Source organism: Flagellimonas sp. (assembly GCF_965215805.1).
GTDB lineage: Bacteria > Bacteroidota > Bacteroidia > Flavobacteriales > Flavobacteriaceae > Flagellimonas.
This window is the reverse complement of record NZ_OZ244124.1, coordinates 3,679,355-3,695,533: the sequence shown is the minus strand read 5'-3', so window position 1 is coordinate 3,695,533 and position 16,179 is coordinate 3,679,355. Positions and strand designations below refer to the sequence as shown.

The 16,179-nt window shown below is 42.2% G+C and carries 16 protein-coding genes; 9 read left to right on the top strand and 7 right to left on the bottom strand.

Annotated features, from left to right (window positions below):
* The 9 genes from coaBC to ACOOE0_RS16295 all read left to right on the top strand — a co-directional run bounded on the left by coaBC (position 1) and on the right by ACOOE0_RS16295 (position 9,682).
* Positions 1-1,206 carry a bifunctional phosphopantothenoylcysteine decarboxylase/phosphopantothenate--cysteine ligase CoaBC gene (coaBC, locus tag ACOOE0_RS16335; protein WP_420399979.1) on the top strand — a complete coding sequence of 402 codons (1,206 nt, stop codon included), beginning with the start codon at positions 1-3 and terminating at the stop codon, positions 1,204-1,206.
* On the top strand, positions 1,199-2,089 hold the full coding sequence (locus ACOOE0_RS16330) for a DUF4835 family protein (RefSeq protein WP_420399978.1): 891 nt from the start codon (positions 1,199-1,201) through the stop codon (positions 2,087-2,089). Before coaBC ends, ACOOE0_RS16330 begins: the two co-directional genes overlap by 8 nt.
* Positions 2,090-2,135: 46 nt before the next feature.
* Positions 2,136-3,788 carry a DNA repair protein RecN gene (gene recN, locus ACOOE0_RS16325; RefSeq protein WP_420399977.1) on the top strand — a complete coding sequence of 551 codons (1,653 nt, stop codon included), beginning with the start codon at positions 2,136-2,138 and terminating at the stop codon, positions 3,786-3,788.
* A gap of 91 nt (positions 3,789-3,879) precedes the next feature.
* Complete coding sequence (locus ACOOE0_RS16320; protein WP_138833641.1) at positions 3,880-4,692, top strand: enoyl-ACP reductase FabI; 813 nt, start codon at positions 3,880-3,882, stop codon at positions 4,690-4,692.
* Between the two features lie 56 nt (positions 4,693-4,748).
* A complete protein-coding gene (locus ACOOE0_RS16315) occupies positions 4,749-5,759 on the top strand; it encodes a glycosyltransferase (RefSeq protein ID WP_420399976.1) in 1,011 nt (336 codons plus the stop codon).
* Positions 5,759-6,715, top strand: a complete 957-nt coding sequence (locus tag ACOOE0_RS16310; RefSeq protein ID WP_420399975.1) for a YbbR-like domain-containing protein — start codon at positions 5,759-5,761, stop codon at positions 6,713-6,715. Before ACOOE0_RS16315 ends, ACOOE0_RS16310 begins: the two co-directional genes overlap by 1 nt.
* Positions 6,712-7,299 carry a dephospho-CoA kinase gene (gene coaE / locus ACOOE0_RS16305; RefSeq protein ID WP_420399974.1) on the top strand — a complete coding sequence of 196 codons (588 nt, stop codon included), beginning with the start codon at positions 6,712-6,714 and terminating at the stop codon, positions 7,297-7,299. The genes ACOOE0_RS16310 and coaE overlap by 4 nt, the downstream gene beginning before the upstream one ends.
* Positions 7,300-7,376: 77 nt before the next feature.
* Positions 7,377-8,963, top strand: a complete 1,587-nt coding sequence (locus ACOOE0_RS16300) for a sensor histidine kinase (protein ID WP_420399973.1) — start codon at positions 7,377-7,379, stop codon at positions 8,961-8,963.
* A 5-nt stretch (positions 8,964-8,968) separates the two neighbouring features.
* Positions 8,969-9,682, top strand: a complete 714-nt coding sequence (locus ACOOE0_RS16295) for a response regulator transcription factor (RefSeq protein WP_420399972.1) — start codon at positions 8,969-8,971, stop codon at positions 9,680-9,682.
* 59 nt (positions 9,683-9,741) lie between these two features.
* Here ACOOE0_RS16295 and ACOOE0_RS16290 read toward each other — a convergent pair whose 3' ends face one another.
* From ACOOE0_RS16290 to ACOOE0_RS16260, 7 genes are read right to left on the bottom strand one after another with little or no spacing between them, the layout of a single operon-like run.
* Positions 9,742-10,233, bottom strand: coding sequence for a gluconokinase (locus ACOOE0_RS16290; RefSeq protein ID WP_420399971.1), 492 nt, complete (start codon positions 10,231-10,233; stop codon positions 9,742-9,744).
* On the bottom strand, positions 10,226-11,149 hold the full coding sequence (miaA, locus tag ACOOE0_RS16285) for a tRNA (adenosine(37)-N6)-dimethylallyltransferase MiaA (protein WP_420399970.1): 924 nt from the start codon (positions 11,147-11,149) through the stop codon (positions 10,226-10,228). Before miaA ends, ACOOE0_RS16290 begins: the two co-directional genes overlap by 8 nt.
* Entirely contained in the window at positions 11,146-11,985 is an 840-nt protein-coding gene (locus ACOOE0_RS16280; RefSeq protein ID WP_420399969.1) for an ion transporter, read from the bottom strand. Before ACOOE0_RS16280 ends, miaA begins: the two co-directional genes overlap by 4 nt.
* Positions 11,982-13,343 carry an exonuclease domain-containing protein gene (locus ACOOE0_RS16275; protein WP_420399968.1) on the bottom strand — a complete coding sequence of 454 codons (1,362 nt, stop codon included), beginning with the start codon at positions 13,341-13,343 and terminating at the stop codon, positions 11,982-11,984. The genes ACOOE0_RS16280 and ACOOE0_RS16275 overlap by 4 nt, the downstream gene beginning before the upstream one ends.
* A 22-nt stretch (positions 13,344-13,365) precedes the next feature.
* Complete coding sequence (locus ACOOE0_RS16270) at positions 13,366-14,025, bottom strand: YggS family pyridoxal phosphate-dependent enzyme (protein ID WP_420399967.1); 660 nt, start codon at positions 14,023-14,025, stop codon at positions 13,366-13,368.
* Between the two features lie 5 nt (positions 14,026-14,030).
* Entirely contained in the window at positions 14,031-15,266 is a 1,236-nt protein-coding gene (locus ACOOE0_RS16265) for a DUF1015 domain-containing protein (RefSeq protein ID WP_420399966.1), read from the bottom strand.
* Positions 15,267-15,268: 2 nt separating this feature from the next.
* On the bottom strand, positions 15,269-16,156 hold the full coding sequence (locus ACOOE0_RS16260; RefSeq protein WP_420399965.1) for a 3-hydroxyacyl-CoA dehydrogenase family protein: 888 nt from the start codon (positions 16,154-16,156) through the stop codon (positions 15,269-15,271).
* Positions 16,157-16,179: the final 23 nt, after the last annotated feature.

Sequence of the window (16,179 nt, the reverse complement as noted above, 5' to 3'; positions counted from 1 at the left end):
ATGCTTAGCGGTAAAAACATTCTTTTGGGCGTTACCGGGGGAATTGCCGCATACAAGACCACATTTCTTGTTAGGTTACTTATAAAAGCTGGTGCCAAGGTCAAAGTTGTTATGACCCAGAGTGCCGGCTCTTTTGTTTCCCCCCTTACCTTGTCCACCCTCTCCAAGAATCCTGTGCTGATGGATTTTGTAAACGAGGAGGACGGAAGTTTATCTTGGAACAATCATGTGGAATTGGGCCTATGGGCAGATCTTATGATCATTGCTCCTGCTACCGCCAATACGCTGTCCAAAATGTCCCAAGGCATTTGTGACAATCTGCTGTTGGCGACCTATCTTTCAGCCAAGTGTCCGGTCTTTTTTGCTCCGGCCATGGATTTGGACATGTACAAACACCCGTCTACAACAACCTCTTTGGAGAAACTGACTTCCTTCGGAAACACTATGATTCCAGCCGAATCAGGCGAATTGGCCAGTGGACTACATGGTGAAGGACGAATGGCGGAACCAGAAAATATCCTCGCGTTTGTCCAAAATGAATTATCACAGGGTTTGCCCCTCAGCGGCAAGAAAGTTTTGATAACTGCTGGCCCAACCCATGAGCCCTTGGATCCTGTTCGTTTTTTGGGCAATCGTTCCTCTGGAACCATGGGTTTTGAATTGGCGAAAAAGGCGGCAAATTTGGGAGCAAAAGTCATTTTGGTTTCTGGACCTACAAGCCTAACAGCGGATCAGGATTCCATTCAGTTGATTCGGATTACTTCGGCTCAGGAAATGTACGATGCCTGTCATGAACATTTTGGGGATGTGGATGTAGCAATTGCCGCTGCCGCAGTGGCGGACTACAGACCCAAGCATGTGGCCCAGGAAAAAATGAAAAAGAAAGATGGAGACCTCCAAATTGAACTGGAACGAAACCCAGACATCCTTTTATCACTAGGTGAGCGCAAGGACAAACAGTTTTTGGTGGGCTTTGCCCTGGAAACGGAAAACGAGCTTGAAAATGCCAAAGGCAAGTTGAAGCGCAAAAATTTGGATGCCATCGTATTGAACTCGCTTAAGGACGATGGCGCTGGTTTTGGAGGTAGCACCAATAAAATTACCTTTATCGATAAGAATTCCGGGATTAAAACGTTTGGATTGAAGACGAAGCCCGAAGTTGCTTCGGACATTTGGGAAGAAATTATCTCCAGAATCCATGCATAGGATCATTATACTTGTTTTTTTGTTTTCAATTGCACAAATCTCGTTTGCGCAAGAACTCAATTGTACCATAACAGTCAATTCTGATCAAGTGAGTCAGACCAACCAGCAGATATTTAGGACGTTGGAACGTTCACTCAACGATTTTGTGAACAAAAACAAGTGGACCAATCGGGTGTATCGGGAGAATGAACGTGTTAATGCCAGGATGTTCATTACGGTAACGCAATATGAATCGGACCGATTTGAGGCCAACATCCAAATTCAATCTTCCCGCCCGGTATTCAATACATCCTATGAAAGTCCCATCTTCAATTATAAGGATGATGCCTTCAACTTCCAATACCAGGAATTTCAGCCTTTGGTATTCAACGAGAACGTCTTTGATTCCAACTTAATAGGCGTTATTACCTATTATGTGTATGTGATTTTAGGCTTGGATGCTGATACCTTTTCCTTGGAAGGTGGGGATGAAATGTTTCGAAAGGCACAGAATATTGTAACGCAGGCACAAGGCTCAAATTTCTCGGGTTGGAACCAAGAAACTGGGGAGCGTTCCCGATTTGAGCTGGTGGACAATTTGATGAGCAATTCCTTTAGGGAATATCGGATTGCCATGTACAACTACCATAGAAAGGGGTTGGATATCTTGGGGGACAACAATAGTACGGGCAAACAGGTAATTGCTGGAAGCATGCGTTTGTTTGAGACCTTGATCAAGCGCCGACCCAATGCTTTTTTGATCCAGACTTTTTTTGATGCCAAGTCAGAGGAAATTAGAAATATCTTCTCCGATGGCCCCAAGGTGGACATTGTAAAACTCAAGGAAACCTTGAATCGGGTGGCGCCATTTTATTCCAATACCTGGAACGAAATAAATTACTAGTCCATTTCTCCAAAGAGCTATATCTTTACGGGGAAAATCCGCTAAGTTGCTAACAAATCTTTCCATTCAGAACTATGCTTTGATTGATGATGTGAACGTGCAGTTTGCTGCTGGATTCACTACCATTACGGGCGAGACTGGAGCTGGAAAATCCATATTATTGGGTGGACTTTCTTTGGTGTTGGGAAAGCGGGCAGATTTAACCTCTCTAAAAAACCAGACCCAGAAGTGCATTATTGAGGCTGAGTTTGATATATCCAAATACAAGCTCGAAGATTTTTTCCAGTCCCATGACTTGGATTACGAGCATGATACCATTTTACGCCGTGAAATTTTACCCAGCGGAAAATCCCGTGCTTTTGTAAATGATTCGCCAGTTACTTTGGATATCCTTAAAGGATTGGGAGAACGTTTGGTGGATGTTCATTCACAGCATCAAACCCTGCGCTTGACCGAAAATGATTTCCAACTTAAGGTAGTGGACGCCCTGGCAGGAAACCAAGACAACCTGCATACCTATAAAGCCCATTTGGAGACTTATAGAAAGGTGTCCAAGGAATTAAGGGAACTTCAGGAATTTCAAGCCAACTCCAATAAAGAACACGATTACAACAGTTTTTTGTTGAAAGAACTGGAAGCCGCATCGCTTAAAGAAGGAGTGCAAGAGGCATTGGAGATGGAATATGAGCAGTTGAACAATGTGGAGCAAATCATGGAGCAGTTGTCTCAAGGACATCAATTGCTTAATGACGAGCAATTGGGCTTATTGGGGAGAATGGCCGATTTAAAACGCAGCTTTCAACATTTAGCAGATTTTGGGGATACCTATGCCAAGCTCAACGAACGGGTGCAATCCATTTTTATTGAAATGGATGATGTGGCAGGAGAACTGGAAGTTTTGAAGGATGGGGTAGAGGCCAATCCTGAGCGATTGGAGGCCGTAAACGGTCAGCTTCAACTATTATATGACCTTCAAAAAAAGCATCAGGTAAATTCCGTTGCAGAACTACTTGCCATAAAAGAGGATTTAAGCACAAAGGTGGATGCCGTAGAAAATATTGAGTCCAATATCTTGGAAAAAGAACAAGAACTACAGCTGGTAGCAATGAAAGCGGACACTTGGGCGGCAAAAATTACTGAAGCCAGAAATAAGGCCATCCCCAAACTAAAACACACTCTTCAGGAAAACCTGTACGCCTTGGGAATGCCTTCAGCTACCTTTAAAATAGAGGTGCATCCTTCGGATGCCTTCAAATCCAACGGAAAAGATGATTTGATATTCCTGTTCTCCGCCAACAAGGGTTCAGCATATGGGGAGTTAAAGAAAGTGGCTTCGGGAGGTGAATTGTCTAGAATCATGCTCACGATAAAGTCCCTGCTGGCGCAATTTGAACAATTGCCCACTATGATGTTTGACGAGATAGACACTGGTGTTTCAGGGGAAATATCCAATCGAATGGGGGAGATTATGAAACAGATGAGCCAAACCATGCAAGTTTTTTCCATTACCCACTTGCCCCAGGTTGCATCCAAAGGGAGTCATCAATTTAAGGTTTTTAAAGAGGAGAGTGCATCTGGCACCAGTACCCGAATGAAGCGGTTGAACGAGGAAGAACGGGTAACAGAGCTGGCAGAAATGTTAGGTGGGAAAGCGCTTTCCGATTCCGCTTTGGCACATGCCAAGCAATTATTGCAATAGGAAATGCCCACGGTTGTGGAACTTCAATAAGAGCGGATAAAAATCAATTAGAATAAATATCTTTGCCGCTAAACCAAACAATACAATAAGAATGGCATACAATCTTTTAAAAGGTAAGCGAGGAATCATTTTTGGAGCCTTGGATGAAAACTCCATAGCTTGGAAGACTGCAGAGCGCGTTCATGAGGAAGGTGGAACCTTTGTACTGACCAATGCGCCCATCGCTATGCGAATGGGGCAAATCAAAGAACTTGCTGCAAAGACCAATTCGGAAATTATTCCGGCGGATGCCACAAGTGAGGAGGATTTGCAAAATTTGGTAAGCCAATCCATGGAAATCTTGGGAGGTAAATTGGATTTTGTGCTGCACTCCATAGGAATGTCTGTCAACGTACGTAAAGGACGTGCCTATACGGATGAAAAATACGATTTCACTACCAAGGGTTGGGACGTTTCCGCTCTTTCGTTCCATAAGGTAATGCAGACCTTGTTTAAGGCTGATGCCATGAATGAATGGGGGAGTATTGTAGCCTTGACTTATATGGCGGCCCAGCGTACATTCCCGGATTATAATGATATGGCGGACAATAAAGCCTATTTGGAATCTGTGGCCAGAAGCTTTGGCTATTTCTTCGGAAAAGAGAAGAAGGTGAGGGTCAACACCATATCCCAATCCCCAACCCCAACAACTGCCGGGCAGGGTGTAAAGGGCTTTGGTGGATTTATCAACTATGCCGAAAAAATGTCGCCACTGGGCAACGCATCAGCAGCGGATTGTGCAGATTATACCATCAGTCTGTTTTCCGATTTAACCCGAAAAGTGACCATGCAGAACCTGTTCCATGATGGTGGTTTCTCCAATACTGGGGTTAGCCAAGAAGTCATTGATGAGTTCAGCGAATAATATTATAATAAGATAGCGGAGGCCATCCTTGTTTGGGATGGCTTTTGTGTTTAAGGATGAACCCATATTTCTCCATAATAGTCCCGGTTTACAATAGACCTGATGAGGTACACGAACTGCTGCAAAGTTTGCAACAGCAAGAATTCACGGATGACTTTGAGGTGGTTATCGTGGAGGACGGTTCTACGGAAAGGTCAGATGATATTGTAGAGGGATTCAATGAAAATCTGAACATTTCCTATTATTTCAAACCAAATTCAGGCCCTGGGGATTCCCGAAATTTTGGAATGCAAAAGGCTAAAGGGAATTACTTTATCATTTTGGATTCCGATTGCATCTTGCCTCCCCGATATCTGGTTGAGGTTGAAAAAGAGCTCAAAGCCAATTTTGTTGATTGCTTCGGAGGGCCAGATGCGGCACACGAATCGTTTACCACAGTTCAGAAAGCCATTAACTATGTAATGACCTCAATATTTACCACAGGTGGAATCCGGGGAGGAAAGAAATCAGTTGGTAAATTCCAGCCACGAAGTTTTAATATGGGAATTTCCAAAACGACATTTGAAAAGACAGGAGGGTTTGGGAGAATCCACCCCGGGGAAGATCCAGACCTCACCTTTCGTATTTGGAAGGCCGGTTTCGATTCCAGATTGTTTCCCAAAGCCTTTGTCTACCACAAACGCCGGATTGACTGGAACAAATTCTATATTCAAGTGAATAAATTTGGAAGTGTACGACCCATTTTGAACAAATGGCATCCTGGCACCGCTAAACTGACCTATTGGTTCCCCAGTTTTTTTATGTTGGGACTGATTACTTCAATCGTGCTGCTCATTGCAAAAATTTACCTGCCCCTGCTGCTGTATGGTGTTTATTTTGCCCTCTTGTTTGTAGGCGCCGCAGTCCAAAACAAGAATCTTGTTGTTGCTTTTTATGCCATTTTTGCGGCACTTACCCAATTCACGGGATATGGTTTGGGTTTCCTTAAATCCACAATCTTGCTTAATTTTAGTAAGAAGGAACCAGAGGAGCTGTTTCCAAAATTGTTCTTCAAAAGGAAATCATAGTGGTCAAAAAATTCTTGCAAGGCCTAAATAGAAGAAAAGTAAAAGTGTTTTTCATCTTTTTACTATGTTCTTTCCTTGCTTGGTTTTTAAGCAATCTATCCGAGTCCTATGAATCCAGGGTCAATTTGGATTTGAATTATAGGAACTTGCCAGACACCTTGCTACTGGGGAACAATGCCGTTAACACCATGGAAGCCAAACTTCGGACCAGTGGATTTCAGTTCCTGTATTACAAGTTTTGGAACAAAAGGGTCAATGTTAATTTGGGAGAGGTCCAATATCGGAACGGAAGATATATGCTTTCGGAAGATGCACTTAAAAAGCAAATTGAGCGGCAATTGTCCCAGAACATTTCGCTATTGGATTTGGATAGAAGACAGCTAACGGTAGACCTATACCAGGTAAACTCGAAGGAGGTGCCCGTTGTGGCCCAACTGGACGTTCAGTTTGCACAAAACTTTATTTTGGATGGGGAACCTATCATCAAACCTGCAACAATCATTGTAAAAGGCCCCAAAAAAGAGATTGATACCATAAAACATATTTTCACATCCAAATTGGAATTGGCCCAAGTATCCGCTGACTTTTCTGAAGATGTACTTTTGATATTTCCTAGAAACTTGGTCAACAGTATTTTTTCTACCAATAGGGTGGAAGTGTCCGGTACTGTCATGAAATTTTCCGAAGAAGTTTTTGAGGTGCCTGTAAAGGTGGTCAATCTTCCCGAAGGGTATCAAATCAAAACCTTCCCCAACTCAGTTTCTGTGCTCTGCAAGGCAACTGTGGAGCGTCTAAAATCCCTTTCCGCGGCAGATATTAAGGTCATTGCGGATTATCGACAACTGAGAAATTCCGATAGCAACGAATTGTTTTTGGAAATTCAGGAAACCCCTGAAAAAGTATATGATCTAAGGCCCTTGGTCAACAAGGTTAATTTTGTATTGGAACAGCAATGAGGATTGTAGGGCTAACAGGAGGCATTGGGAGTGGTAAAAGCACGGTGGCTGAAATGTTTAGAGCGCTGGGAATTTCGGTCTATGATTCGGATGTGGAAGCCAGAAATCTAATGTCCAGTTCTGCGCAAGTAAAGGAGGCTATCGTGGAATTGCTGGGAGAGGCGTCCTATGAAGACGGAGTTTTGAACAGAGCTTTTGTGGCTTCCAAAGTATTTACCCAGCCAGAACTTTTGAAAGCACTGAATGGGATAGTCCACCCAGCAGTACGAGAACATTTTGCTCACTGGGTTACGGAACAGGAGGGCCCATATGTAATCCAAGAAACTGCTTTGATTTTTGAAAATGGGATGCAAGATCAATACGATCACATCATTTTGGTGACGGCTCCCTATGAAATTAGATTGGAACGTGTAATTCGAAGGGACCAAGCTAAAAAAGAACAGGTTTTGGATCGTATGCGCAACCAACTGGAAGATGATAAAAAGGAAGATTTATCACATTTCATAATCGATAATTTGGATTTGGAAAATACGCGCCAACAGGTGATAAAACTTCATGAAACACTTGCTAATCAAGCAAATTGAAGCATCATTTTAACATTTTTGTTAAGGTTAGGTTAAACGATAAAAGGCCTAAATGTTAAATTTCTAATTTTACCCCAATGAACAAGAAGTTATTTGTTCTTCTCGTCATTCTTATGAGCTTGTCCCTTATCGGGATAATTTTTGTTCAAGTTTACTGGATAAGAACTTCGATAAATGACAAGGAGGAGCAATTCTCAAGAACGGTCACCGATATACTGGATAGAGTAGCGAGTAGGGTGGAGAAAAGGGAGATGAAGGATTATTCAGATCGTTTGGCTTCCTTGGTAGATAGTGTTGGGCAACCGAAAACCACACAGTTCAGAAATTTTTTGTTTGTTGACAGGGATTTAAATTCTGATGAGATACTCTTCTATTCCCATGGGATTTTGGAAGAGGATTACAATATATCATCAACGTTCTTTGATAATAATTTACAGGGGGATGTGGATTCCACAACCATTACCAATTTCACCAGTAAACGGACGAAGGCCGTGTTTAGGGAGGAATATGGTTTGGACGGGAAAAGTTATAGCCTAACGCCCATTCAACGAGCTGAAAAAATTGGCGGACTTTCCAGTATTGAAAAATTGGCAATGGAGGATGTGTTCATGGAATACGCCAAAAGCCAACCTATTCATAAACGGGTAAGTACCCAAGAGTTGGAACTATTGTTAAGCCAGGAATTAGGAGATAGAAACATCGATATCGATTATGAATACGGAGTTTATAGTCAAGGTTATCCCACCAAGGTAAGGTCCAAAAAGTTCAAGTTTTCGGAATCGAAAATGTACAAGGCCCGGATTTTCAAGGACAGTGAAGGGCAGACCAGTTTTTCATTGCTGCTGACATTTCCGTCCATGAACAAGTTTTTGTTCCAGTCCATTATGGGAATGGCACTCTTATCACTGATTTTCACCTTGGTGATTATGGTGGCCTATTCCAGTGCCATTTATCAATTGATAAAGCAGAAGCAGATTTCAGAGATTAAGACCGACTTTATCAATAACATGACCCATGAGTTCAAAACTCCCATAGCGACCATTAATTTGGCGGTGGAGGCCATTCGAAATCCGAAATCTATCGAGGACAAGGACAAAGTACTGAGGTATCTGGGAATGATCAAGGATGAAAACAAACGGATGCACGCCCAGGTTGAAAATGTACTTCGGATATCCAAACTGGAGAAAAATCAGCTGGACATCAGTAAAGATCGGGTAGATGTTCATGAGATTGTGGAGGATGCCATAACCCATATAGAATTGATTGTTGCAGATAGAGGCGGGTATGTACATGCACATTTGGATGCGGAACGATCGGAAATTCTGGCAAATGACACGCATTTTACCAATGTTATTGTCAACATGTTGGACAATGCCGTCAAATATTCACCAGAATCTCCCAAAATTGATGTATATACAGAGTTGGCAAAGAACAACATCATAATTAAAATACAAGACCAAGGGGCTGGAATGAGCAAGGCGGTCCTCAAAAAAGTGTTTGAGAAGTTTTACCGGGAGCATACCGGCGACATACACAATGTAAAAGGTCACGGTTTAGGTTTGGCCTATGTTAAACGAATAATAGAAGATCATCAGGGTGAGGTTTATGCAGAAAGTGAAAAAGGAAAAGGAAGTACTTTCTACATAAAACTACCCTTAATTTAGAAAATATGGAGACAGAGAAAAAGAAAATTCTTTTAGTGGAGGATGACCCCAATTTTGGGATTGTGCTCAAGGATTATTTGTCCATGAACGACTTTGATGTTGTGCTGGCCAAAAATGGAATGGAAGGGTTTGAGAAGTTCAAAAAGGACAATTATGACGTGTGCATCCTCGATGTCATGATGCCTTATAAGGATGGATTCACCCTAGCTCGTGAAATACGGGAAAAGAATGAAAACGTTCCAATCATTTTCCTCACGGCCAAGACCATGAAAGAAGATGTACTAAAAGGATATAAGGCTGGAGCCGATGATTATTTGAACAAGCCGTTCGATTCTGAAGTGTTATTGATGAAACTTAAAGCAATACTTCAAAGAAAGGCTTCAAGCACATTGGCAGACAGTAAGCAATTTGAATTTCAAATTGGTAATTTCCATCTAAATTCAAAGCTTCGATTCCTCACTTATTTGGAAGAAGAACCTATTAAATTGTCTCCTAAGGAAAATGAACTGTTGCGTTTGCTTGCATTGCATGAAAATGACCTAATGCCTAGGGAATTGGCATTGACTAAAATCTGGAGGGACGATAATTATTTCACTTCCCGAAGTATGGACGTATACATCGCCAAACTAAGGAAATATTTGAAGCGTGATGATGTAGTCGAAATTCTGAATATTCACGGAGAAGGATTTAGATTGGTGGTCAAAGCGGAAAACCAGTAGAAAACACACCATATATAATCAGCCACCCAATAGGGTGGTTTTTTTATGACAAAAAGTTGCTACTTAAGCTGTTGAATAACCTGATTCGTAATTTCGTTAGGTTGTAAGGCGATGGATACCGTGATGGCATCCTCGGGGGGCTCCAAGGTATCAAACTGGGATTGAAGTAGGGTAGAGGTCATAAAGTGCCCCTTGCGGTTCTCCAACCTCGATTTTATTAATTCAAAGGAACCTTCCAAAAATACAAATGCCAGTTTTTGGTTCATTCCTTGCCTCAACAAATCCCTATAAGTTTGTTTTAATGCAGAGCATGCGATAACAGCTCCCGTCTTTTGGTGTTCTTTGGCCAATTCGTTTAATCGGATCAACCAACCTTGACGGTCGTGATCGTTCAAGGGTTGTCCCGCCGACATTTTTTTAACGTTGGCTTCTGGATGGTAGTCATCACCGTCAAAAAACGGGATTCCCAATTGTTTGGAAAGCATGGTTCCAATGGTTGACTTACCCGTTCCAGATACTCCCATGACGATCAATACGGTTATCTTACTCACTTTGTATTCTTTTTAATTCAATGTTGATTTTCTTTGAGACTTCCTTGATATCCGTATCAAAATCCACCCATAGAATGTTCTCATTTTTGCGTAACCAGGTAAGCTGTCTTTTGGCAAATCTCCTGGTATTTTTTTTGATTTCAGAGATGGCAAAATCCAAATCGATCTTGCCATCAAAATACTCAAAAAGTTCTCGGTACCCAACAGTTTGAAGTGCGTTTAGCTGCTTATGGGGGTACAGGTTTTTTGCTTCTTCCAACAATCCCTGATCCATCATAATGTCAACACGCGAGTTGATACGATTGTATATGATTTCACGATCTGCGTAAATCCCAACATACAAGGTTTGAAAGGGCCGAATATCATTCTTTTGTTTTAGAAAGGAGGAGTAGGGTTTACCGGAAGCGATACAAACTTCCAAGGCACGGATGAGCCGATGCGGATTGTCCAAATCCACCATTTGATAGTATTTCGAGTCTTTGGATTCCAGTTCAGATTGCAAGGCCTCCAATCCTTCCGTTTCCAATTTTTTATTTAAGAGGCCTCTGATGGAAGGGTCTACCTTTGGGAATTCATCCAAACCTTGGACAACTGCATCCACATAAAGACCGCTTCCACCTACCATAACCACAATATCCTTGGATTGAAAAAGTGCTTCAAGCTTTGCTAGCGCATCACGTTCAAAATCGCCCACAGAATAAGGTTCTTCAATGCTTTTATGCTGAATAAAGTGGTGTGGAACAGTATTGAGTTCGGCTTTGGAAGGTACCGCGGTACCTATTCGTATCTCCTTGAAAAACTGACGTGAATCCGCTGAAAGGATTTCGGTGTTAAAATGTTGGGCAAGATGTATACCCAGGGCCGTCTTTCCAATTGCGGTAGGCCCCACTACGGCAATTAAGGTCTTGGAAATCATAATGGTTCGCCACAATTATAGCAGTGGGTGGCATCATCCCTATGCCCTTCAGCTGAACAGCTTGGACAGGCCTGGGTATTGGTATGTACCACACTGGCAGCGGTTTGTCCCTTTTTATGTCTAGAGAATTCAACAGTAACAATCCCTGTGGGTACGGCAATGATTCCGTAACCCAAAATCATGATGACGGTGGCCAAAAACTGCCCCAAGTTGGTCTGTGGGGCAATGTCGCCATAACCCACGGTAGTCAGGGTTACTATAGTCCAGTATATACTTCTGGGAATGCTGGTAAATCCAGCTTCGTCGCTTTCTATTAGGTACATTACGGTTCCCATGATTACGGAAAGGATGAGCACCACGTAAATAAAAACGGCAATCTTGGCCCTGCTCGCTTTTAATGCGGCCTTTAACTGGGAGGCCTCGCCCATAAATTTCACCAACTTCAGAATCCTAAAAATCCGAAGCAGCCTAAAAGCTCTTACAGCCAATAGCACCTGCGATCCGGCTAAAATATAGGAAAGGTACAGTGGAATGGTGGAGACAAAATCGATAATACCGTAAAAACTGAAAACATACTTCCAAGGCTTTTTTATGCTAACAAGTCTTGCGATGTACTCCAGAGTAAAAAAGATAGTGACCACCCATTCCAGTGTAAGCAGAATTTTATGGTAGTGCATGTCTATTTCCTTCACACTTTCCAGCATGACCAAAACAACACTGAGCACAATTAAAATGATCAGAACTAAGTCGAAAAGTTTGCCCAACGGGGTATCCGCTTCATAAATAATCTCATGAAGCGTGTTTTTCCAACCCGAATGTACTTTATGTGCTTTCAAGCGGTAGGGGTTAACTCCAAAACCTTGAGCCTACTGTTTTTTCTTAGGTACGATTCTACAATAAAGGTAGTATTCTCGTCACTGGTCATAGGGGTTATAATGGATTCTAAGATATGAATATTATTTATTTGATGGTTGAGCTCCACATATCCAAAGCCTTTTAAAATACCCTCTTTGATCAAGATAAAACTGCGTTCTCCCACTTCCCTACCTTTGTCCAAAATAGCAATGTTCTTGTCCGATAGGCTGTATTTTTGGAATGCCGAACTGGCTTTTTGATTGTAAACTGGAGTATTTTCAATATCCGTGCAGCTTTGGGCGCATCCATTTTGACGGTGTTTGCATTCAACATCCAGCCCAAGTGAAGAGGGGCAAAGTTCAAACTCAGCACTGATTTTAGCCAGAAAATTTTTGGCTGAAACCACTCCGCTAAATCCGAGGTTTTGCTTTTTCCGAAATTTGTTTTTTACAATTTCAACCTCAATATGTGGGGTGCCGTTTTGATGGAAATTAATGACATGTGAAAACAACTTTTTTTTGGTAATGCTGTTATGCCTAGGGTTGTTGTTTCGCAATTCCTGATACTCTTTGAGAATGGCCACCAACTCGCTGCCAGTTCTTTCAAAGGAGACTTTTTTGGTTTCTTTCTGGAGTTTACGGGCCAGCTGCCCTACATTGGTAAAGTGCTGGTTGACCCTTTTCTTGGCATTTTTGGTCTTTCCCAGAAAAATGATTTCCCCCTCTTTATCGTGCATGTAGTACACTCCAGTTTCCGATGGTAGATCGGATACAATATCCAGTTGGGTAGGCGAGAGTTCTCCTTCGGTTTCTTTACGGATCACCTCTTTGACAATGGACTTGCTTGAATCCTTGTCCAGTAACATTTTAAACAATTTAAGGGTAGCTATGGCATCGCCATTGGCTCTATGCCTATCGCTCATGGGAATCCCAAGCGATCTTACCAATTTGCCCAAACTGTGGGATTCTGCCTCGGGCAACAGTTTTTTGGAAAGATCAACCGTACAAAGGGTCTTTCGTTGAAAATCATATCCCAATCTTCTGAATTCGGTACGCAAGATTCTATAGTCAAACTGGGCATTATGTGCCACCAGAATGGCTCCTTCCGTGATTTCCACTATGCGTTTGGCCACCTCATGGAATTTTGGAGCGGTACGCAGCATTTTGTTGTTGATACCGGTAAGTTTGGTAACAAAAGGCTGTATTTCCCTTTCTGGATTGACAAGGCTCATGAATTTATCCACTACTTGATGTCCATCATATTTGTGGATGGCGATTTCCATGATTCCCTCTTCGTTGTATTTACCTCCGGTGCTTTCTATATCGAGTACGGCGTACATGAATATGGTTGGAAAAAAGGGATTAGTTATAATTCCGTGCCCCAAAGATACTACTTCCTATGCGCACCATGGTACTACCTTCCTCTAAGGCAATGGAATAATCCCCGCTCATACCCATGGAGAGTACAGAAATGCTGGGTAATTGACCTTGCACCTTATCATATATAGATTTCAATTGGGCAAATTCCTTTCGTATCTGGCTCTGATCATCAGTAAAGGTAGCCATACCCATTAGCCCCTTGATTTGGACATGCTCTAGTTGGGCAAAGGTCTCTGAGGATATAATTTCATGTAGCTCCTGTTCATCCAAACCAAATTTGGTGGACTCTTCAGCAATATGCATCTGTAAAAGACAAGGGATGACCCTATTGTGCTTTTTAGCTTGTTTATCAATCTCCACCAGCAGCCGCAAACTATCCACCCCATGAATCATTGAAACGAAATCGGCCATATGCTTTACCTTATTCCGTTGAACATGACCGATCATATGCCATTCAATATCCTTGGGAAGTTGCTCCCACTTTTGGGCCATTTCCTGGATTTTGTTTTCTCCAAAAACCCGCTGGCCAGCCTCGTAGGCCTCCAGTATGGTCTCAATAGGTTTGGTTTTGGAAACCGCGACAAGGGTGACCTCCTTTGGCAAGGAATCATTGATGTTTTTAAGGTTCTCTTTAATTGACATGCTGCTTAAAATTCGTAAATAGCCAACCCACTACGGAGTTTGGGTTCAATATAGGTGCTCTTGGGGGGCATTACCAGACCTGCATCCGCAATGGCCTTGATTTCATCAATGCTAGTAGGCACCAAACTGAAGCCTACCGCAAAATTTCCACTGTCAATGGCGTCTTTCATTTGAATGACGTTGTGCTTGCCATACCCATAGGAAATACGTTTATCATTCCTTAAATCATGAATACCCAGGATAGGTTCCAAAATAGTCTTGTATAGAATTTGGGTATCCAGTTCGCTAAGGGCATCGGTAAACTTATAGACTTTTTTGCGCAAATAGAGGGAATAGAACTCCCCATCCAAGTACATACTGAAATGATGTTTTTGGGTAGGCTTATATAACCCATCGTCTTTCTTTTCAATCCTAAAAAGTTCATCTAACTGAATCAAAAATTCCTCCTTGGAATGACCATTTAGGTCCTTTACCATACGGTTGAACTCGTAGATCTTTATTTCAGTTTCAGGAATGAGATAGGCCATAAAATAGTTGTAGGCCTCGTTTCCCGAATGCCCGTCATTTTTGGCTTTTTTCTTCTCGGCCAACAGATGGGAGGAGGCGCTTCTATGGTGCCCATCCGCAATGTAAAGCGCATCCATGTCATCAAAGGCATTTTGAAGCTGCTTTATAGCTTCAGAATCCTCAATTTTCCAAAGCTGATGATTATACTTGTCCGTAGTGGTAAAATTGTATACAGGAGTTTTGGAAGCTTCGGTTCTCAAAATTGCACTGATCGTGCAATTATCGGCATAGGTCATCAACACCGGTTCTGCATTGAATCCAACGGTATCCAAATAATCAGCAAACAGTTTTTCCCTTCGCTGAATGGTATCTTCGTGTTTTCGGATAAGGTCGTTCTGATAGTCCAAGACGCTGCAAGCACAGAAAAACCCCAAGGTCTTAAAACTACCCTTGGATATCTGATACAGGTAAAAACAGGCTTCTTCATCCTTAAGGAAAATGTTATCCTCTAAAAACTCCAAATACCGATTGTGAACCAACCTAAACCGTTCTTTTCCTGAAATGTTTTTATGGAACTTAAATCCAGGATTGAGAATATGTAAAAAAGAAAAGGGATTGTACTTTAAAACCGATTTACGCTCGTCCTTTGAATATTCCTCATAGGACCGAGTGGCCACAAATGAAGCTTTATCCTCAGCAGGACGAATGGCTTTAAAAGGTTTAATGATGGCCATGTCTAGCTAAATTGTTTCGCAACTTTTTCCGCCTTTCTGGACTCGGAGTAATCATAGAATCCTTCCCCGGACTTTACGCCAAGCTTACCGGCCATAACCATGTTGACCAGAAGGGGGCATGGGGCATATTTCGGGTTTTTGAACCCGTCGTACATGACCTTCAAAATGGATAGACACACGTCGAGCCCAATAAAGTCTGCCAATTGCAATGGTCCCATGGGGTGGGCCATACCCAATTTCATTACGGTGTCTATTTCCTGTACGCCTGCCACTCCATTGTAAAGCGTTTCAATAGCCTCGTTGATCATGGGCATCAAAATGCGATTGGCCACAAAACCAGGATAATCGTTGACCTCTGTGGGTGTTTTGCCCAATTTTGAAGAGAGATCCATAATGGTTTGGGTGACTTCATCCGAAGTACTGTAACCACGGATGATTTCCACCAATTTCATAATGGGCACTGGATTCATGAAATGCATCCCAATGACCTTCTCTGGTCTATGGGTAGCTGCAGCAATCTGGGTTATGGAAATGGAGGAGGTATTGGTGGCCAACAGGGTTTTAGCATCACAGATTTCATCCAGTTCTTTAAAAATGCCCAGTTTAATGTCCAGATTTTCCGTAGCTGCTTCAACCACCAAATCCACTTGGGCCACGCCTTCCTTCAACACGGTAAAGGTTGTAATGTTTTCCAAGGTGTTTTTCTTATCCTCTGCGGAAATTTTCTCCTTGGCAATCATACGATCCAGGTTTTTGGCAATGTTTGCCAAACCTTTGTCCAAGGATGATTGGGCGATATCAATAAGGTTGACCTGAAATCCGTTTTGGGCAAAAACATGGGCAATTCCATTTCCCATGGTTCCAGCTCCAATTACAGCTATAGTTTTCATAAGGTAGTTTGCTTTAAACTTGA